Genomic DNA, 18,757 nt, shown 5'->3' with positions numbered 1-18,757 from the left:
GCTTTTGCCGATTCGACGCGCACGAACGGTCATGCTCGACTACGTCGGATTAGAGGCCGATCTCGACGAGGAGGCGCGGCTGATCCGCGACACCGCCCGACAGTTCGTCGACGAACAGGTCCGCCCGGAGATCGGCGACCACTTCCGCGCGGGGACGTTTCCGACGGACCTCATCGAGGAGATGGGGGATCTCGGCTTCTACGGCTCGAACCTCGACGGCTACGGGCTACCCAACGTCTCCGAGACCGCCTACGGCGTGTTGATGCAGGAGTTGGAGGCGTGCGACTCCGGCCTTCGGTCGATGGCCAGCGTCCAGGGGGCGCTCGTGATGTACCCCGTTCACGCGTACGGCAGCGACGAGCAGAAGGGGCGGTGGCTCCCCGCGCTGCGGGACGGCGAGGCGGTCGGCTGCTTCGGGCTGACGGAGCCCGAACACGGCTCGGACCCCTCGTCGATGGAGACGACCGCGGAGCGCGACGGCGACGGGTACGTGCTCGACGGCTCGAAGACCTGGATCACGAACGCCCCCATCGCGGACGTGGCGGTCGTCTGGGCGCGCGACATCTCCGCCGAGGAGCGTCCGGTTCGCGGCTTCCTCGTGGAGACCGACCGCGACGGCGTCACCACGAACGAGATCGACGACAAGCTCTCGCTGCGGGCGTCGATCACCGGCGAGGTCAGCCTTCAGAACGCGTACGTCCCCGAGGAGAACGTCCTGCCGGGCGTGAGCGGGATGAAGGGGCCGCTGTCGTGTCTCACGCAGGCGCGCTACGGGATCGCGTGGGGCGCGGTGGGCGCCGCCCGCGACTGCTTCGAGCAGGCCCGGGAGTACGCGCTCGACCGCGAGCAGTTCGGCGGCCCGATCGCGGGGTTCCAGCTCCAACAGGAGAAGCTCGCGGAGATGGCGACGGAGATCACGACGAGCCAGCTGCTCGCCCACCGGCTCGCGGAGCTGAAAGAGCGGGGGGATCTCACGCCCCAACACGTCTCCATGGCGAAGCGGAACAACGTCCGAATGGCCCGCGATCAGTCCCGAATCGCCCGCGAGATGCTCGGCGGGAACGGGATCACGACCGACTACTCGCCGATGCGACACATGGCGAACTTCGAGACCGTCTACACCTACGAGGGGACCCACGACATCCACACGCTGGTACTCGGAGAGGACCTGACGGGGATTTCGGCGTTCGAGTGAGGAACGGGGACGACGGCGGAGTCGAAACGCGACCGACGGCGCTCGCGACCGCTTACCGCTCGTCGAGCGGGACGAACTCGGCGTCTTCGGGGCCGGTGTACCGGGCGCGGGGGCGGATGAGGCGGTTGTCCGCCTGGTACTCGGCGACGTGCGCGATCCACCCGCCGGCGCGGCTCATCGCGAAGATGGGCGTGTACATGTCGACCGGGATGCCGAGCGAGTCGTAGACGGAGCCGGAATAGAAGTCGACGTTCGGGGCGATGCCCTTCTCGACGAGCCCCTGATCGGTGAGGTACTCCTCGATGGCGGTCGTGTAGTCGAGCCACTTCGTGTCGCCCGACGACTCGGCGAGGTCGCGGAGCTTCTCCTCTAAGATCTTCGCACGGGGGTCTTTCACCTTGTAGACGCGGTGGCCGAACCCGGGGATTCGCCCGCCGTCCTCGCGGGTGTCTTTCACCCACTGAACGGGATCCTTCGAGGAGGCGTCTATCTCGTGGAGCACCTCCATCACGTCCTGGTTGGCGCCGCCGTGGAGGGGGCCGGAGAGCGCGCCGATGCCGCCCGTGACGCCGGAGTAGACGTCCGCCATCGTCGAGCCGATCACCATCGCGGTGAACGTGGAGGCGTTGAGCCCGTGGTCGGCGTGGAGCGTGAGCGCCATGTCGAACGTCTCCTCGCTCACGGCGTCGGGCTCGGTCCCGGCGAGCATGTAGAGGAAGTTCCCGGCGTGCGAGAGGTCGGGGTCGGGGGCGACCGGCTCCTCGCCCTGCCGGACGCGCTCGAACGCGGCGAGGACCGTCGGGATCTTCGCCGTGATCCGCCGGCCCTGACGGAGGGTGGCCTCCTCGTCGCTCTCGTCGCTCTCGGGGTCGTACGCCGACAGCATCGACGTCGCGGTCCGGAGCGCGGCCATCGGTCGCTCCCCGGCGTCGGCGAGCGCGCGGACCGTCTCGATGACGTCGTCGTCCACGTCGCGCTCCGCCGCGAGGTCGGCGGCGAACGCGTCGAGCTCGTCGGCGGTCGGGAGGGAGCCGTGCCACAGCAGGTACAGCACCTCCTCGTAGCTCGCGCCGCGCGCGAGGTCCTCGATGTCGTACCCGCGATACACGAGCTTACCGACCTCGCCGTCGACGTAGCTCAGATCCGACTCCGCGACGAGGACGCCCTCGAGCCCGCGTTTTAACTCGTCAGCCATACCCCGAGTTATCTAGGCCGTCAAAAAAGCGTTATCTTTCAGGAGGGATACGTTACGACGATCGTGGTGAGGGACGGCGTCGAACGACGATTTGACAGGGAGCGGAAACGTCTCAGTTTCGACGATCGATTAAACGGGGCCGAGCCGAGCGCGCTCGGACGGCCTCAGTCGCCTCGCCTCACCGCGCCGGGACGACCGTCACCGTCCGGTTCCGGTCGATCGCGTCCTCCAGTTCCTCGGCGATGGCGGAGCCGCGGGAGACCTGGACCTCGCCGCCGCGGCCGACGGTAGCGGTGAAGAGGTACTCACCGTCCGCGCGCACCTCGACCGTCTCGCCGACGCCGTCGTCGACGTCGATGACGACGTGACGCGAGGTTATCTCCGGCGCGACCACCGTCCCGCGCTCGGCGCCGACCTGCCCGTCGCCGTGACCGTTCTCGGGGGCGCCGCCGCCGGAGCCGCCGCCCGACCCGCCGGGCTTCTCGTCGTGCGTGCGAACGTCGATGTCGATCCCGAGGCGGTTCTCGATGTCGGCAATGCGGCCGCCGCCCTTCCCGATGACGGTGCCGATGTCGCCCTCGGTGACGTAGACGACCGCCTCGTCGTCACCGTTGAGCGTCACGTCGACCCGGCCGTGCGCGACCGACTTGATCTCGCGTTCGATCTCCTTTTTCGCGATGCGGCCGACGCCGGACTCGCTTTCGGCCTCGCCGCCGTTCTCGTCGAGCGGCACCGTGACGACCTGCCGGTTGAACGTGTAGATCTCGTACTCCGGCCGGCCCGTCTCGAAGTTCGACACCTGGATGACCGGGCGGGCGAGGTCCTCGGCCGTCAGCCCGGCGGGCACCTTCACCTCGGTGGTCACGTCGTAGACGGTGTGGACCTCGCCGGCCTCGATGTAGACGACGGTGTCGACGATCTGGGGGATCATCCCGAGCTCGACGCGGCCGACGAGCCGCTGGAGCGCGTCGATGGCGCGGGAGGCGTGGACGACGCCGACCATCCCGACGCCGGCCATCCGCATGTCCGAGAACACCTCGAAGTCGTTCGTCTTCCGCACCTCGTCGTAGATGGTGTAGTCGGGCCGGACCAAGAGCAGCGAATCGGCCGTGTTCTCCATCTCGCCGCCGAGCGCGCCGTACTGGGTGATCTCCGGACCGACCTGGAGGTCCCGCGGCTTCTCCATCGTCTTCACCGCGTAGTCGCTGTCGTTCAGGAACTCCGCGACCGCCTGCGCGAACGTCGACTTCCCGGCGCCGGGCGACCCGGAGATGAGCACGCCGCGCTTCCGCTCCGTGAACCGGTCGCGGAGTTCGTCCGCGAACTCGTAGTCGTCGAGCGTCGTCTTCGCGATGGGGCGGACGGCGGTGATCTCGATGCCGTCGGCGAACGGCGGTCGCGCCACCGCGATCCGGTAGTCGCGGAACTGGACGATGTCCATCCCGTCGTCGGAGAGCTCGATGAACCCCTGGTTCGACTGGCGGGCGAGGTCGACGATCGAGTTGGCCCACTCGCGCATCTGTCCTTCGTCCGTCGCCTCGTCGTCGATCTCGACGTAGCGCATCTCGCCGAGCGTCCCGCGCTTCGCCTTCGGGACGGTTCCCGTCTTGAGGTGGACCGACATCGTCTCGTCGGTGAAAAAGTCCCGGATGGGGAGGTCGTCGACGACGCCGCGGGCGACGGGTTCGACGTACTCCACGTCGAGCCCCTTCGCGCGGGCGACCTCGGCCTGGACCACGTCGCTCGACAGCAGCGTCGCGTCGTGGTCGGCGGCCAGGTCGCGGATCAGCGCGTCCACGTCGCCCTCGTGGGCGTTCGAGCGGGCGTCGCCGCCGGCGCGCTCGCCGACGTACCGCAGTTCGACCGTCCCGTCGTCGGCGTAGTCCGCGAGCCGCTTCAGCTCGCTCAGCCCGTCCCAGCCGGATTCGAGCCCGTCGTTCGCCTGCGACTCCAGCTCGCCGACGACCGCCTCCGGGACGAACACGGTGACCGACTCGTAGGTCCCGTCCGCGACGCGTTCGGACACGCGGCCGTCGACGACCGCGCTCGTGTCCGGTACTACGTTCATACCGCAGATCGGTCCGGGAGGCGTATAAGGGTGTTTGACCGGGAGCGCGGGCCGCGACCGCGTCGGCCACGGGGATCGGCCGTCCGCGTCGGCGGGTCGCTCAGTCGTCCGCCGCGGCCGGCTCCGCGCCGTCGGCCGCAAGCCGCTCGGCGTAGGCCGTGAAGTTCTCGAACAGCGCCTTCGCCTCGCAGGCGGCGTCGTACGCGTCGGGCGTGATCGACCCGAGGACGGTGTCCACGCGGGCGTCGCCGATCTGGTCTCGCTTGCCGTCCGTCACGTCGCGGGCGGTCTCGACGTCGTACTCGGGGTGGAACTGGACGCCCCAGCAGTGGCCGTCGCGGAACGCGTGGACGCCGCGGTCGTTCTCCGCGAGCAGCGTCGCGGAGGGCGGGAGTTCGACGACCGCGTCGCCGTGGGTCGTGAAGGCGGTGAACGACTCGTCGATCCCCTCGAACAGGGGGTCGTCGCGGACCCGGCGGATCTCGTTGTACCCGATCTCGAAGCCGTCCATTCCCGCGACGCGACCGCCGAGCGCCTCCGCGAGCACCTGGTGGCCGTAACAGACGCCGAGGACCGGGACGCCGCGCTCGGCGGCCTCGGCGACGTAGTCGACGAGCGGCGGGATCCACGCCTCGTCCCAGTAGACGGACGAGCGCGACCCCGTCACCACGACGCCGTCGAACTCGGTGTGGTCGGGGAGATCGCCGGCGGTGGCGTCGAACTCGACGAGGTCGGCGTCGATCTCCCGACGGAAGTTCCGACGGGTGTTCGCGCCGTCGTGTGCGGCGTTCAGCAGGGCGAACCGGAGGCGAGTCATCGACTGAACGGAGAGGCGAGAGCGACAAAACGGTTGCGGCGCCGGCCGCGCCGGCCGACGACGCCGACGGAGGCCCCGCGGCTTCGAACCGGCCGGCTATTCGAACGTCGCGGTCGCGTGCTCCGCGAGCCAGCCCGTGAGCAGGTCGTTGACCGCCGCCGACGCCTCGACCCCGACGAGGTGCCGAGCGCCCTCGACGGCGTGGAACTCGCCGCGCGGGAGCCCCTCCGCGAGCGTCTCGCCGGCCGTGACGGGACAGGCCGTGTCGCCGGTCCCGTGGACGACCAAGGCCGGCGTCGTGACCTCGAAGAGGTCGTCGGTCAGGTCGAACGCCTCGACCGCCGCGCGGTGCGCCTCGTACGCCTCCCGGTCGGCGTCCTCCGCGAGGCGCCACTCCGCGATCCGTGAGAGCGCGTCCGGGTGCGCCTCGCGGAAGTCGGGCGAGAGCAGCCCGTTCAGCGACCCCTCGACCGCGGCCGGGTCGGCCGGGTCGGCCCAGACGCCGGCGGGGTTGTACGCGTCGCCCGCGGGCGGCGTGCCCACCAGCGCGAGACTCGCCGGGCGCGACGATTCGAGCGCGGCCGTCAGCGCGACCGCGCCGCCGAGGCCGTAGCCCACGAGGTGGGCGTTCCGGACCCCCTCGGCGGCACAGACCGCGTCGAGGTCGGCGGCGAGCGTCTCGACCAGGTACGGACCGGGCGGCGCGTCCGACCGCCCGACGCCGCGCGTCTCGGGCGTTATCACCGTGTGCGGCCCCGCCAGCGCGGCGTGTTGCCAGCCGAACTGCCAGGCGCCGAGGCCCACGTCGCCGCAGAAGACGACCGCCTCGTCGTCCGGGCCCGCGTCGGGCGCGTCCACCTCGTACCGGATCTCGACGCCGGCGTTGGTCGCGTATGGCATATCGAACTCGCGGAGAAGGAACTAGGCCTCTTGGAGACTGCGAAGGACGTCCGGCGCCGCCGCGAGCGCGTCGTCGAGCGCGTCCGCGTCGGGTCCCCCGCCCTGCGCGAAGTCCGGCGGGCCGCCGCCCCCGCCGCCGACGCGGGCCGCGAGTTCGGACACCACCTGGCCGGCGTTCACGTCGACCCCGTCGGGCACGCCGACGACGAAGCTCGCGGAGCCGCCCGCGCCGCTGCCGATCACCGCGACCTTCCCGTCGTCGACGTGGGCGTTCGCGGTCGCGCGCAGCTCGTCGGCGTCCCCGTCGAGCCGCTGGATCACCGCGGTCGCCCCGGCGACCTCGACCGCCTCGGCGTCGGCGCCGCCGGCGGCGCGCGCGGCCGCCAGCTCCTCTTTGAGCGACTCGATCTCCTTCCCCCGCGCCTTCCACTCCTCGAAGAATCGCTCGGCGGTGTCGGGGACGTCGAGCGGGTCGACGTCTAAGACGTCGGCCGCGTCGTACAGCGCGTCCTCGGTTCGCTGAGTCGCCTCGATCGCCGCGGCCCCGGCGGCGAAGGCGATGCGCTCGACGCCGTCCTGAACCGGCTCCGTCTTCAGCACCTTCACGGCGCCGATCTCGCCGGTCCGGTCGACGTGGGTGCCCGCGCAGGCCTGGACGTCGGCGTCGCCGACGTGGATCAGGCGGACGTTCGTTCCCGGCGGAACGCCGCCCTGGTACAGGTCGAAGCCGTGTTCGGCCTCCGCCTCGTTGCGGTCGGGCCACTCCTGCCGGACGCGGACGTCGTCGCGAACCAGTTCGTTGGCGACGCGTTCGATCGCCGTCACGTCCTCCCGGGTGATACGCTCGAAGTGGCGCACGTCGAGCCGCGCGGAGTCCGTCCCCTTCTGGGCGCCCGCCTGTCGGACGTGGTCGCCGAGCACCTCGCGGGCGGCGTGGCCGATGAGGTGGGTCGCGGTGTGGTGCGCGCGGAGCCGGTCGCGGCGGTCGCCGTCCACCTGTCCGCGGACGAACTCGCCTTTCCCGGGGTCCGCGTCCGCCCGATGGAGGACGACGCCGTCGACCTCCTGGACGTCGGTAACGTCGACGGTGGTCTCACCGACCGTGAGCTGCCCCCGGTCGGCCGGCTGGCCGCCGCCCTCGGGGTAAAACATCGTCTGGTCTAACACCACGTCGTACCCCTCCTCGGCCTCCAACACGTCGAGGACGACCGCCTCGAACTCCGTGCGTCCCTGGTCGTCGTAGAACAGCTTCTCGGTCTCGGGGAGGTCCGCGAGCCGCTCGTCGCGCTCGTCGCGCTCGTCCGCCGCGTCGCCTTCCTCGTGTCTGTCGGCGACGAGCGCGTAGAAGTCGTCCGGCACGTCGACGGTCGCGCCCCGCTCGTCAGCGATGTCGGCGACCATGTCGGGCTGGATCCCGTGGGAGTCGTACAGCTCTAACAGCTCCTCGGTCGGGATCGGCTCGCCGGTCCCGGCGTACTCGTCGGCGAGCTGTTCGACCTTGCGGGCGCCGCGCTCTAACGTCTGTTCGTACTTCCGCTCCTCGCTCCGAACGATCTCCCGGATCGTGTCGCGGTTCTCGTAGCCGAGCCGCTCGGCCTGCATGTCGACGAGCTCGTCGAGGGGCGCGTCGACGCCCACCTCGTCGACGAGCCGCTTCATCCGGCGTAACACCATCCGCGCGAGGTAGCCCGTGCCGACGTTCGAGGGGACGATCTCGTCGCCGAACATATACGCGAGCGTCCGCGAGTGGTCCGCGATCGCGTAGATCGACTCGAGCGGTTCGACCAGTTCGCGCAGCCGGTCGACGTCGACGTCGAGCCGGTCGGCTATCTCGCCGCGCGCCGCCTCCACGTCGTCGACGTCGTCGATGTCGAGCCGGCCGGAGAGCTTCGCGGCGCGGTGGACGATCTCGCGTTCCTCGTCCGTGCGCTCGATGCTCGCGTTGTCCTTCAGGAAGTCGATGGCGTCGGGGTAGATCGCCTCGTACACCGTCGCGGTCCCCTGGCTCATCCACGTCCATCGTTCGAGCCCGTACCCGGTGTCGACGATGTACGTGTCCATGAACGAGTACGTGTGCCCGTCTTTCATCTCGTAGTCGCCGTCGGGGTCCCGCTCCATACACATGAAGACGAGCGTCGCCAGCTCGGCACCCTTGTAGATGACCTCGATGGCGGGACCGGCGTTGCCGCCGCCGACCCACGGGTCCTCGATGTACGTGATCTCCTCGAGGTCGGCGCCGAGGGACTCGAACAGCTCGTCGCAGTACCGGACCGTCTCGTCTTTCCAGTACACCTCGCCGTGGTAGGCGTACTCTCCTTCGTCGACCGCCTCGCGCGTGTTGAACGCGTGGTGGGCCATCATCTCGAACGCCATCGTGTGCCGACCCGTCTTGCCGACGTTGTCGATGTCCTGCATCCGGATACAGGGCTGGGAGATGGTCAACGGGTTCGCCGGCGGCGGGGTCTGTCCCGACGTGACGAGCGGCTGGAAGTCGTAGATCGACGCCTGCGTCAGGAGGACGTCGTCGCGCCACCGGTTCGCGGCGACCGGGTACGGGTCGATCCGCTCGTGGCCGTGTTCTTCGAAGAAGGAGAGGAACGCCTCGCGCATCTCCGACAGCGATCGGGCCTCCGGGAACCCCGGGTCGTCGATGAAGCTGTAGTCCTCGCAGGGCGGCTCGCCGCACAGTTCGCGGTCGGCGTCGCGGGTCCAGAAGTGCGCGCCGCAGGAGGTGCACTCCTTGCGCTCGAACCCCTCCTCCTCGAAGTAGTCGAGACGGTACTCCGCTTCGAGATCGCTCATTACACGAACGTGGCCCGTGTTGCTCCAAAAGGGTTCCGGGGTCGCTCGTCGGCCGCGACGACGTCGCTCGCCGCCGCGAGACGGACTCGACCGGCGACGTTCGTCGAGAGCGCCGGCGATCGGTCTCCCGGACGGCCGAGGCGGCCTCCCGGACGGTCGAGGCGGCCTCCCGGACGCGTGAGGGTGCCACGATCGTCGGAAACGGACAACCGCGCCGGGGTTCGCCGATCGGTACGAAGATTTATACTCTCTGCGCGGCGTAACATGTATAATTGTGACTTCCGCGCTAGGCGAGCGCGCGTCGGTCCTCGTGCTCGCCGACGACCCCGAGCTGGGCGACGACGTCGGGAAGCGGCTCGGCGCCGAGCGCCGCGACTCCGCCGGCGGCGAGACCGTCGCGGTCGAGACGCACGCCGCCGCCCCGGGGGGAGTGGACGAGGCCCGGCTCGTCGGGGCCGACGCGACCGTCGTCGTCGACGAGGCGGGCCTCGAACGGGTCCGGTCGGCCGACCGCGCCGGCGCCGTGGTCGCGTACGTCGACGACCCGACGGGCCGCGTCGCGACCGACCCGCTCGTGGACGCGGTCGCCGGGTCGCTCGAGGCGCTCTCGGGGACGGTGTCGTGGCTGCTCGCCCGGGACCGGCGGTCCGTCGTCCGGTCGGAGCCGACGCGGACTCCCTCCCGGATCGAACAGCTCAACGCCGGGATGACGGAGCTCGCAGCCGTCAGGTCGGTCGACGAGGCGTGCCGGGCGGCCGTCGCGGTCGCCGAGCAGGTGTTCCCGGAGTACCAGTGCGTGGTCGCCGTCCGCGACGAGGAGTGGGTCGAGCCGGTCGTCGCCTCCAGCGGGACGCCGGTAGAGGACTGTGACCGCGTCCGCGTCGGCACCGGCGTGGCCGGAAAGGCCGTCCAGACCGGCGACGTCTCCATCGCCCCGAATCCGAACCCCGAGAGCCGGTTCGACACGGTTCTCACCGTCCCCGTGGGCGACGACGTGGTCTTTCAGCTGGCCGCCGACGGGGGCGACTGCGCCGATGACTTCGACGGCGACGACCGTCGGCTGGCGGAGCTGCTCGCCTCCCACCTCGAGGAGACGCTCGACCGGATCGCCGTCACCGAGACGCTCCGGACCGAGCGCGACCGGCTGCTCGCGCTGTTCACGAACGTCCCGGACCCGGCGATCGCCTACGATTACGTCGACGGCGATCCGATCGTCCGGCAGGTGAACGACGCGTTCGAGCGGACGTTCGGCTACGAGGCCGAGACGGTGCTCGACGAGTCCATCGACGACTACATCGTTCCTCCCGACTCCGGGGAGGAAGCCAGCGAGCTCAACGATCAGCTGCGGCGCGGCGAGAACGTCCGGAAGGAGGTGACGCGGACCACTACCGAGGGGCCGCGCCACTTCATCCTCCACGTCATTCCGATCCGGCTCGACGCGGCGAACGCGGCGGGCTACGCCATCTACACCGACGTCACCGACCGGCGCGAGCGAGAGGAGACCCTCCGGCGGCAGAACGAGCGGCTCGACGAGTTCGCGTCCATCGTCTCCCACGACCTCCGGAACCCGCTGTCGGTCGCGGAGGGGTACGTCGACCTCGCGCGCGAGACCGGCGACGTCGACCACCTCGCGAAGGCCGCGGACGCGATAGACCGGATGGACGAGCTCGTCGCCGACCTCCTGTCGCTGGCCAGACAGGGGCGGGCTGTCGGCGAGACGGAGTCCGTCTCGCTGTCCGAGGTCGCTCGAGAAGCCTGGGAGAGCGTCGACACGGGGAGCGCGACGCTGACCGTCGAGTCGGACGCGACCCTCGACGCCAACCGGACGCGGCTGTGCGAACTGTTCGAGAACGTCTTCCGGAACAGCGTGGAACACGGTTCCGCGGGCGGCCGGACTTCGTCCGGCGTGGACCGCGGCTCTGCGGGCGGTCAGGCGGAGCCCGACGGCAGCGCCGAGCACGACCGCGACCTCCCCGACGACCCGCTCTCGGTCCGGGTCGGTGCGGGAACGCTCCGCGACGACGGGGAGGCCGCGCCGGGGTTCTACGTCGAAGACGACGGCACCGGCCTGCCGGCGGAGGAGCGGGATCGAGTGTTCGAGAGCGGGTTCACGACCGACGAGTCGGGCACGGGGCTCGGACTCGCCATCAGCGAGCGCATCGCCGAGGCGCACGGCTGGACCGCTCACGCGCTCGCCGCCGAGGACGGCGGGGCCCGCTTCGAGTTCCGCACGGGCTGAAGGTCGTCGAGCGCGCTGCGGTCCGAAACGACCTTACGCCGCGCGCGAGGGTATCCGGTATGGTCGAGAACGTCGTCTACCCCGCCTACTTCGACGCCGAGCTGTCCCGCTCGGAGGGCCGCCGCGTCCCGACGGATCTGGCGGTCGAAGCGCCGACGGTCGACGAGATCGCGAAGGCCGTCCAGCAGGTCGGCTACGACGCCGTCGTCGAGCGCGACGCCACGTACTCCCGGGAGTTCGAGGCCCGCGGCTCCGTGGCCGTCAAGGGCACCGAAGACACCGCGAAGAACGACCTCGTCCAGGCGATCGCCGCGTACCTCGGCGTCCTGCGGGAGTGACCGTGCGGCGCGTCGGTACCGTCGTCCGCACCGCTGGCGGGCTCGCGATCGCCCGCGGCGACGCCGGAGCGGACCCCCCGCGGATCGGCGCGAGCGTCGTCGACGAGTCGCTCTCGACGGTCGGCCGCGTCGTCGACGTGTTCGGGCCGGTCGACCGGCCTTACGTGGCCGTCACGCCCGGTAACGGCGTCGGACTCGCCGACCTCGTCGGCGGCAAGCTGTACGGGCGGTAGGACGGGCGAGCGGCGCTACCCCTCCGTCGCGTCGCCGCCGACAACGTCGAAGTCCGCGAGCGTCTTATCCGTACGAGCGAGCCGCTCGGCGACAAGCAGCTTCTCCCGGCGTTCCAGTCGGTCCCAGTCGAGCTCCGCCGGCGGCGACGCCTCCAGCGATTCGAACCGCTCGATCACCGACTCGTTCGCGAACCGCTCGAACGACCCGCAGTCCGGACAGGTCATCGAGAGGTGAGAGGTGTCGAACGAGCGCGTGACGGTCTCGTCGAGGCAGTTCAGACACCGGTAGGTGCGAGTCCGGGACACGAGGGTACCGAAGCGCCGAACGAACGAGTATCTGTGGGCGCCGGCGCGCGACTCGCCGATCGGCACCCCGCGAGCGCGGCGCGGTCGCTGCGGGTGCCGAACGCGTGGAAAGCGAAAGGAGCGGGAGGGAAGCGCCGCTTAGAACAGCGCGGAGGCCGCCGCCTCGGCCGTCTCGATGACGGGGCCGAAGCCGGGTAAGAGCAGGACCGTCGCGACCGCCGCGAAGACGACCGCGGCGTACAGCGCCGTCGGCCGCACGTCGATCGCGTCGAGCGCGCTCGGCGACGCGGGGTCGTCCAAGAACAGCGCCTTCACGACCCGGCTGTAGTAGTACAGCGACACGACGCTGTTTATCGCGCCGAGTCCGGCGAGCCACAGGAACCCGTTGTCGATGGCCGCCTGGAACAGGAAGTACTTCGAGAAGAACCCGGCGAACGGCGGGAGCCCCGCCAGCGAGAACATGAACACGGCCATCGCGACGGAGGCGACCGGCGCGCGCCGCCAGAGCCCCGCGTAGTCCGCGAAGGTGCGACCGACGCCCCACCGCTCCGCCATCGCGACGAAGAGGAACGCGCCGGTGTTCATGAACCCGTAGACGAGCAGGTGCGCCATCGCGGCGCCCATGACGGTGCCGTTCGCGGGGCCGTCGACCGTGAGCGCGGCGACACCGATGAGCGCGTAGCCGGCGTGGCCGATAGAGGAGTACGCGAGCATGCGCTTGACCTCCTCCTGGACCGCGGCCGCGAAGTTACCGAGCGTCATCGTGACTGCCGCGAGAATCGCGAAGGCGAGCATCCAGTCGATGTTCGCCGCGACCGCCATCTCGATCGGGAACGCCTCGGTGAACACGCGGAACGCGACGACGAACCCGGCCGCCTTCGAGGCCGACGAGAGGAACGCGCTCACGGGGGCGGGCGCGCCCTCGTACGCCTCCGGCGCCCAGAAGTGGAACGGGACGGAGGCCGTCTTGAACGCGACGCCGCCGATCATCATCACGATGCCGACGCCGAGCACGCCGGTGAGTCCCTCGATCGACGCCGACGCGATATCACTCAGGATGAGCGACCCGGTGGCCGCGTACACGAGCGAAATGCCGAACAGGAAGATCGCCGACGAGAGCGCGCCGACGAGGAAGTACTTCAGCCCCGCCTCGACGCTCCCGCGGTTCTGCTTGAGGTACGCGACGAGCACGTACGACGGCAGCGACACCATCTCTAAGGCGACGAACACGACGGCGAGGGAGTTCGCGACCGCCAAAATCGCCATCCCGGTCGCGGCGAACGTCACGAGCGAGTAGAACGCCGCCGGGTTGTCGTGGTCGTGGAAGTAGTCGTGCGCGGCGACCAGCACCAGCGCGGTCACCGACGCGAAGATGGCGGTGAAGAACAGCGCCATCGTGTCCACCTTGATCGCGTCCGCGAACAGGAGGACCGCGCCGGAGTCCGGATTCACCGCGCCGCTCGCGGTGAGCCAGACGCTGGCCGCGAGCGCGGCGAGCGAGCCGATCGCCCCGACGACCGCCATCGACGTGTTCGACCGCGCGTCCGGCCGGATCGTGTCGACCAACAGCAGCGTGAGCCCGGTGGCGGCGAACAGCAGCGCCGGCAGCAGCGCCGTCACGGCGGGGAGACCGTTAACCATCGACCGTCACCCCCTCGACGACCGGCAGGGCGGCGTCACGGATCATCTCGAAGAAGATGTCGGGCGCGACGCCCAGCACGATGATCGCCGCCAGAAGCACCGCGAGCGGGGCGACGTCGTGGAACGCCGCGGGCCCGACGTCGTAGTCGGTCTCCAGTTCGAACGGGCCGAACAGCGTGCTCTGCATCGCCGACAGCAGGTAGCCGGCGACGATGACGATACCGAACATGGCGAGCGCCGTGAAGGCCGGCGCGTACGGGAGCGCCGGCGCGGACAGCGAGCCCACGAAGATGAAGAACTCGCCCGCGAAGCCGGCCATCAGCGGCAGCCCCATGTAGCCGAAGGCGCCGGCGACGAGGATGCCGACGGTGACCGGCATCCGGTCGGCCATGCCGGCCATGTCGCCGACCATCCGGGTGTGGGTGGCGTTGTAGATGACGCCGACCGCCATGAACATCAGCCCGGAAATGAGCCCGTGCGCGACCATCTGGAACGTCGCGCCGCCGATCCCGTACTCGGTGAAGACGATAAGCCCGAGGATGACGTACCCCATCGACGAGACGGAGGAGTACGCGACGATCCGCTTGAGGTCCTTCTGTGCCAGCGCCAGCATCGCGCCGTAGATGACGCTGACGACGGCGACCGCGGCGATCGGGACCGCGAGGATCGACGCCTGTTCGGGCAGCATCGTGAAGTTGAACCGGAGCAGCGCGTACGTCCCCATCTTCAGGAGGACGCCGGCCAGGAGCACCGACGCGGGGGTCGGCGCCTGAACGTGCGCGTCCGGCAGCCACGTGTGGAAGGGCACGATCGGGACCTTCACCGCGAACCCGAGGAACATCGCGAGGAACGCGACCATCGCGATCCGGTCCGGCGGGATGCCGAACCACGCGCTCAGGTCGCCCGCGGCGATCGCCTGCGCGATCTCTGGCAGCGCGAACGACGACACCGAGTCGCCGAGCGCGAACACGAGGCTCATGAAGCCGATGAACATCAGCAGCGACGCCGCGTTCGTGTAGACGAAGAACTTGATCGCGGCGTACTTGCGGCGCGGACCGCCCCAGATCCCGATGAGGAAGTACATCGGGACCAGCACGGCCTCCCAGAAGACGAACCAGAGGAAGAAGTCGAGCGCGGCGAACACGCCCAGCAGGTTCGCCTCCATGAACAGCATGAGCCCGTAGAACTGGCTCTGTCGCGTGTCGACGGGCGTCCACGCGCTGAGGATCGCCAGCGGCACGAGGAACGTCGTGAGCACGAACAGCGGGAGGCTGATCCCGTCGAGCCCGACGAACCACGAGACGCTGCGACCGCCGACTTCGAGCCACTCTATCCGGGTCGCGTACGCGATTTCCCCGCCGAGCAGCGCGTTTCCGCCGGCCTCGAAGCCGGACCAGAGGGAGAGGCTACCGGCGAACGGGATCAGGCTGATCGCGAACGCCAGCCGGCCGGCCCACTCGTCGGGCGCGAGGAACACCGTCAGCGCGCCGACGAAGGCGGCGGCCATGAGCGCTTCGAGTATCACAGGAACCACCCCCCGGTCGCGCCGAGCACGAGCAACAGCGCGACGAGTCCGAAGGTGAGCAGCGCGGCGTACTGCGAGACGACCCCCGACTGGAGCTTCCGGATCCGACCGCCGCCGGTCAGGCTCACCGAGGAGACGCCGTTCACGACGCCGTCGATGATCCCCTGGTCGAAGGTGTCCGCGCCGCCCGCGATGTCTTCCGTCCGATGCGCGAGCCAGACCTGCAGTTCGTCGAGGTAGTAGTTGTTGTACAGCACGTCTTTGACCCCGCCGAGTTTGGCGGTGTGTTCCGTCGGCGACGGCACGTCGTAGAGCCGCCGGGCGAGTCCGAGTCCGAGCAGCGCGAGGCCGAGCGAGACGGCCGCGCCGACGAGGACGGTGCCGACCTCACCGCCGACGAGGTACCCGCTGTTGTACGGGCCGATGTCGGCGTAGTGGTGCGAGGAGAGCCCCTCAATTCCGCCCCACTCGTTGTCGAGCCAGCGGTGAAGCAGGTCGATCCCCTCGAGGCCGAGGACCTTCTGGACCGGGACCATGTTGATGAGGCCGGTGACGACCGCGAGCGACCCGAGGACCGTCAGCGGTCCCTTCACGTTCCAGCCGACGGGTTCGGGGTCGCGGGCGGTGTCGCTCCGGGGCTCGCCGTGGAACGTCAGGAACACCATCCGGAAGGTGTAGAAGGCGGTGACCGGCACCGCGAGCAGTCCCATCAGGTAGCCGCCGAGCAGCAGCGGGTCGTTGAGGCCGTGGACGAGCGCCTCGTAGAGGATCTCGTCTTTCGACCAGAAGCCGGCGAACGGGAAGATGCCCGCGAGCGCCAGCGAGCCCGCGAGGAAGGTGTAGTAGGTGACGGGCAGCCGCGATTTAAGCCCGCCCATGTCCCACATGTCCTCGTTGTGGTGCATCGCGATGATGACCGACCCGGCGCCGAGGAACAGCAGCGCCTTGAAGAACGCGTGAGTGGTCAGGTGGAAGACCGCGGCCACGTACCCGCCCGCGCCGAGCGCGAGCATCATGTAGCCGTACTGCGAGATGGTGGAGTACGCGAGCACCTGCTTCAGCTCGTCTTTCACCACGCCCATCGTCGCCGCGAACAGGGCCGTGAAGCCGCCGACGAAGGCGATGACCGCCATCGTCGTCGGCGTCAGCACGTAGAAGCCGTACATCCGCGCGACGAGGTAGACGCCGGCCGCGACCATCGTCGCGGCGTGGATGAGCGCGGAGACGGGCGTCGGGCCCTCCATCGCGTCGGGAAGCCACGTGTGAAGCGGGAACTGCGCGGACTTGCCGACGACGCCGCCGAGGACGAGCAGGCCGACGACCGTCAGCCACGTCCCGAGGTCAAGGCCGCCGGGCGTCCACGCGACCGAGCCGGAGCCGTTGAGCGCCGCGTCCGCGAGCGCCGGGAACGACTCGGGGCCGGCGAACTGCGCCGTGCCGAAGGTGGCGAACACCGCGACGACGCCGACGAGGAAGAAGTAGTCCCCGAAGCGCGTGACGAGGAACGCCTTCTTCGCGGCCGACGGCGGCCCGGGCTCCCGGAAGTGGAAGCCGATGAGCAGGTACGAGCAGAGCCCGACCAGCTCGAAGAACATGAACGCCATCAGCAGGTTGTCGGCGACGACGAAGCCGAGCATCGACGCCGTGAAGAGGCCGAGTCCGGCGTAGTAGCGCGGCAGCCCCGTCTCGCCCTCGTCGTTCATGTAGCCGAGCGAGAACACGTGTACGAGCAGGGCGACGAGCGTCACGATAACGAGCATGAGCGCCGACAGCGGGTCGATCAGGACGCCGAAAGACAGCTCGATGTCCGTCGGACCGATCCCCGCGCCGCCCTCGCTCGCCCAGTAGTACAGCGTCTCGTTGTACGCCTGCCCGCCCGCGACGGTCGCCGCGACCCATATCGACAGCAGGAACGATCCCGCCGTCGCCGCGATACCGCCGAAGGCGCCTCCCTTCGGGAGGTACCTGCCCGCGCCGAGCGCGACCAGGAACGAGAAGAACGGGAGGAGTACGATCGCCGGAACGTATGCGAATGCGTTCACCATTTTACCACCTCATCTCCGCGGGGACAGTCACGTCGGTCGTGCCGAAGTTGCGGTATAACACGAGTATGATGCCGATGCCGATCGCGACCTCGGCGGCGGCGAGCGCGATAACGAACAGCGCGAACACCTGCCCCGTGAGGTCGCCGTAGTACAGCGCGAACGCGACGAAGTTGATGTTGGCCGCGTTCATCATGAGCTCGACGCTCATGAGGAAGTACAGCGCGCTCCGCCGCGTCAGTACGCCGAACAGCCCGACACAGAACACGGCCGACGCCAACAGCAGGTACCACGACGGCGGGATCGTGGACGCGACGGCGGTCACCGCCGGTCACCCCCGTCGCGGCCGCCGTCGGTGAACGCCCCTCCGACCGCCGCGATGACCGAGCCGTCCTCCTCGCGTTTCGCGAGGTAAACGGCGCCGTCGACCGCGACGTCGAGCGCGACCGCGGCGATCAGGAACGCCGCGAGGAACCCCTCCGCGGGGACGGTCGCGACGTCGTACGCGCCGAGGTTGAAGAGGGCGTACCCGAGGTTGTGGACGATCGAGGCGTCCGCCGGGAAGCCGACCGCTTCGAAGCCGAACGTCGCCCCGTTGACCGTCGCGGCCAACACCGCGAACAGCGCGCCCACGGCGATCGCGGGCGCGATCCGGGAGCCGCGGCTCTCGTCGTTGCTCACGCGCTACTCACCTCCGTTTCCGTGTCCGATCGCGTGAGCATCACGGCGAACGTGACTAAGATGAGGACCCCGCCCACGTAGACGAGGATCTGCATGGCGGCGATGAACTCCGCCCGCAGCATCACGTAGTGTACCGCGACGCTCGTGAGGGCTCCGCCCAGAAGCAGCGCGGCGTGGAACACGTCGCGCGCCAGGACGACCCCGAGGGCGAACGCCAGCGTGACCGCGGCGAACAGCCCGAACGCGATAGTAGCATAAACCATTGTGTTTGTCTCCTATGAGAACCCCTTTGAAGATTTCGAGACGTGCCCGCTACTGGTAGTCGACCTCGCCGTCGCCCTCCCCGATCCACGCGCCGCGATCTGGGTTGCGGGACTCCAGCGGGTCGATCCCCTTGTACCACGGGACGTTCTTGAGCTGTTCTTTGTTGAACACGAAGTCGTCTTTCGTGTCCGCGGTGAACTCGAAGTTCTGGGTCAGCAGGATGGCGTCGACGGGGCAGACCTCCTCGCAGAGCCGGCAGTAGATACACTGCCCGATGTGGAGGTTGTACTGCTCGCCGTTGCGCTGGTCGTCCTGAACGATCTGGATCGTGTCGTTCGGACAGACGTTCTCGCACTGCCGACACCAGATACACCGCTCCTGGCTGAACTTGTGGACCCCGCGGAACCGCGGGCTCACCTCGGGCGCGTCCTCCGGGTATTCCACCGTGAACGTCGACCCGTCAAGCGCGTGTTTCATCGTCGTCGCCATGGATTTCATGAGTCCGATCATA

General features: G+C 69.5%; 17 protein-coding genes. 4 read left to right on the top strand and 13 right to left on the bottom strand.

Annotated features, from left to right (window positions below):
* Positions 1-31 precede the first annotated feature (31 nt).
* Positions 32-1,195: an acyl-CoA dehydrogenase family protein gene (locus BM286_RS08810; protein ID WP_092921178.1), complete on the top strand. Its 1,164-nt coding sequence runs from the start codon at positions 32-34 to the stop codon at positions 1,193-1,195.
* Positions 1,196-1,247: 52 nt separating this feature from the next.
* Here BM286_RS08810 and citZ read toward each other — a convergent pair whose 3' ends face one another.
* The 5 genes from citZ to alaS all read right to left on the bottom strand — a co-directional run bounded on the left by citZ (position 1,248) and on the right by alaS (position 8,977).
* Entirely contained in the window at positions 1,248-2,390 is a 1,143-nt protein-coding gene (gene citZ / locus BM286_RS08805; RefSeq protein WP_092921177.1) for a citrate synthase, read from the bottom strand.
* A 178-nt stretch (positions 2,391-2,568) separates the two neighbouring features.
* A complete protein-coding gene (locus BM286_RS08800; protein ID WP_092921176.1) occupies positions 2,569-4,458 on the bottom strand; it encodes a PINc/VapC family ATPase in 1,890 nt (629 codons plus the stop codon).
* 100 nt (positions 4,459-4,558) lie between these two features.
* Positions 4,559-5,275, bottom strand: a complete 717-nt coding sequence (locus BM286_RS08795) for a type 1 glutamine amidotransferase (RefSeq protein ID WP_092921175.1) — start codon at positions 5,273-5,275, stop codon at positions 4,559-4,561.
* Between the two features lie 96 nt (positions 5,276-5,371).
* Positions 5,372-6,175, bottom strand: coding sequence for an alpha/beta fold hydrolase (locus BM286_RS08790; protein ID WP_092921174.1), 804 nt, complete (start codon positions 6,173-6,175; stop codon positions 5,372-5,374).
* A 21-nt stretch (positions 6,176-6,196) separates the two neighbouring features.
* Positions 6,197-8,977, bottom strand: coding sequence for an alanine--tRNA ligase (gene alaS, locus BM286_RS08785; protein ID WP_092921173.1), 2,781 nt, complete (start codon positions 8,975-8,977; stop codon positions 6,197-6,199).
* A 274-nt stretch (positions 8,978-9,251) separates the two neighbouring features.
* Between alaS and BM286_RS08780 the strand changes: the two genes are divergently transcribed.
* From BM286_RS08780 to BM286_RS08770, 3 genes are read left to right on the top strand one after another with little or no spacing between them, the layout of a single operon-like run.
* Positions 9,252-11,216: a PAS domain-containing sensor histidine kinase gene (locus BM286_RS08780; RefSeq protein WP_092921172.1), complete on the top strand. Its 1,965-nt coding sequence runs from the start codon at positions 9,252-9,254 to the stop codon at positions 11,214-11,216.
* A 59-nt stretch (positions 11,217-11,275) separates the two neighbouring features.
* The gene (srp19, locus tag BM286_RS08775) at positions 11,276-11,554 is read left to right on the top strand and encodes a signal recognition particle subunit SRP19 (RefSeq protein ID WP_092921171.1); all 279 of its coding nucleotides are present in this window, start codon (positions 11,276-11,278) and stop codon (positions 11,552-11,554) included.
* 2 nt (positions 11,555-11,556) lie between these two features.
* Positions 11,557-11,787, top strand: coding sequence for an H/ACA ribonucleoprotein complex subunit GAR1 (locus BM286_RS08770; protein ID WP_092921387.1), 231 nt, complete (start codon positions 11,557-11,559; stop codon positions 11,785-11,787).
* 15 nt (positions 11,788-11,802) lie between these two features.
* Here BM286_RS08770 and BM286_RS08765 read toward each other — a convergent pair whose 3' ends face one another.
* The 8 genes from BM286_RS08765 to BM286_RS08730 all read right to left on the bottom strand — a co-directional run bounded on the left by BM286_RS08765 (position 11,803) and on the right by BM286_RS08730 (position 18,756).
* A complete protein-coding gene (locus BM286_RS08765) occupies positions 11,803-12,093 on the bottom strand; it encodes a hypothetical protein (RefSeq protein WP_092921384.1) in 291 nt (96 codons plus the stop codon).
* A gap of 138 nt (positions 12,094-12,231) precedes the next feature.
* Complete coding sequence (locus BM286_RS08760) at positions 12,232-13,734, bottom strand: NADH-quinone oxidoreductase subunit N (RefSeq protein WP_092921170.1); 1,503 nt, start codon at positions 13,732-13,734, stop codon at positions 12,232-12,234.
* A complete protein-coding gene (locus BM286_RS08755) occupies positions 13,727-15,241 on the bottom strand; it encodes a complex I subunit 4 family protein (RefSeq protein WP_092921382.1) in 1,515 nt (504 codons plus the stop codon). Before BM286_RS08755 ends, BM286_RS08760 begins: the two co-directional genes overlap by 8 nt.
* A 14-nt stretch (positions 15,242-15,255) precedes the next feature.
* Positions 15,256-17,304, bottom strand: coding sequence for an NADH-quinone oxidoreductase subunit L (gene nuoL / locus BM286_RS08750; protein ID WP_092921169.1), 2,049 nt, complete (start codon positions 17,302-17,304; stop codon positions 15,256-15,258).
* Position 17,305: 1 nt separating this feature from the next.
* Entirely contained in the window at positions 17,306-17,626 is a 321-nt protein-coding gene (nuoK, locus tag BM286_RS08745) for an NADH-quinone oxidoreductase subunit NuoK (RefSeq protein WP_092921168.1), read from the bottom strand.
* Positions 17,623-17,982 (bottom strand): hypothetical protein, encoded by a 360-nt coding sequence (locus tag BM286_RS08740; RefSeq protein ID WP_092921167.1) that lies wholly within the window; start codon positions 17,980-17,982, stop codon positions 17,623-17,625. The genes nuoK and BM286_RS08740 overlap by 4 nt, the downstream gene beginning before the upstream one ends.
* Positions 17,979-18,245 (bottom strand): NADH-quinone oxidoreductase subunit J, encoded by a 267-nt coding sequence (locus BM286_RS08735; RefSeq protein ID WP_008440357.1) that lies wholly within the window; start codon positions 18,243-18,245, stop codon positions 17,979-17,981. Before BM286_RS08735 ends, BM286_RS08740 begins: the two co-directional genes overlap by 4 nt.
* Positions 18,246-18,294: 49 nt before the next feature.
* Complete coding sequence (locus tag BM286_RS08730) at positions 18,295-18,756, bottom strand: NuoI/complex I 23 kDa subunit family protein (protein WP_004596401.1); 462 nt, start codon at positions 18,754-18,756, stop codon at positions 18,295-18,297.
* Position 18,757: the final 1 nt, after the last annotated feature.

Source organism: Halorubrum sodomense (assembly GCF_900111935.1).
Classification (GTDB): domain Archaea; phylum Halobacteriota; class Halobacteria; order Halobacteriales; family Haloferacaceae; genus Halorubrum; species Halorubrum sodomense.
This window is presented reverse-complemented; position numbering and strand designations above follow the sequence as displayed.

Excerpts from the sequence above, each read along its gene's own strand:
- BM286_RS08810 (WP_092921178.1), top strand. The coding sequence starts at position 32 with ATGCTCGACTACGTCGGATTAGAGGCCGATCTCGACGAGGAGGCGCGG.
- citZ (WP_092921177.1), bottom strand. The coding sequence starts at position 2,390 with ATGGCTGACGAGTTAAAACGCGGGCTCGAGGGCGTCCTCGTCGCGGAG.
- BM286_RS08800 (WP_092921176.1), bottom strand. The coding sequence starts at position 4,458 with ATGAACGTAGTACCGGACACGAGCGCGGTCGTCGACGGCCGCGTGTCC.
- BM286_RS08795 (WP_092921175.1), bottom strand. The coding sequence starts at position 5,275 with ATGACTCGCCTCCGGTTCGCCCTGCTGAACGCCGCACACGACGGCGCG.
- BM286_RS08790 (WP_092921174.1), bottom strand. The coding sequence starts at position 6,175 with ATGCCATACGCGACCAACGCCGGCGTCGAGATCCGGTACGAGGTGGAC.
- alaS (WP_092921173.1), bottom strand. The coding sequence starts at position 8,977 with ATGAGCGATCTCGAAGCGGAGTACCGTCTCGACTACTTCGAGGAGGAG.
- srp19 (WP_092921171.1), top strand. The coding sequence starts at position 11,276 with ATGGTCGAGAACGTCGTCTACCCCGCCTACTTCGACGCCGAGCTGTCC.
- BM286_RS08760 (WP_092921170.1), bottom strand. The coding sequence starts at position 13,734 with ATGGTTAACGGTCTCCCCGCCGTGACGGCGCTGCTGCCGGCGCTGCTG.
- BM286_RS08755 (WP_092921382.1), bottom strand. The coding sequence starts at position 15,241 with ATGGCCGCCGCCTTCGTCGGCGCGCTGACGGTGTTCCTCGCGCCCGAC.
- nuoL (WP_092921169.1), bottom strand. The coding sequence starts at position 17,304 with ATGGTGAACGCATTCGCATACGTTCCGGCGATCGTACTCCTCCCGTTC.
- BM286_RS08735 (WP_008440357.1), bottom strand. The coding sequence starts at position 18,245 with ATGGTTTATGCTACTATCGCGTTCGGGCTGTTCGCCGCGGTCACGCTG.
- BM286_RS08730 (WP_004596401.1), bottom strand. The coding sequence starts at position 18,756 with ATGATCGGACTCATGAAATCCATGGCGACGACGATGAAACACGCGCTT.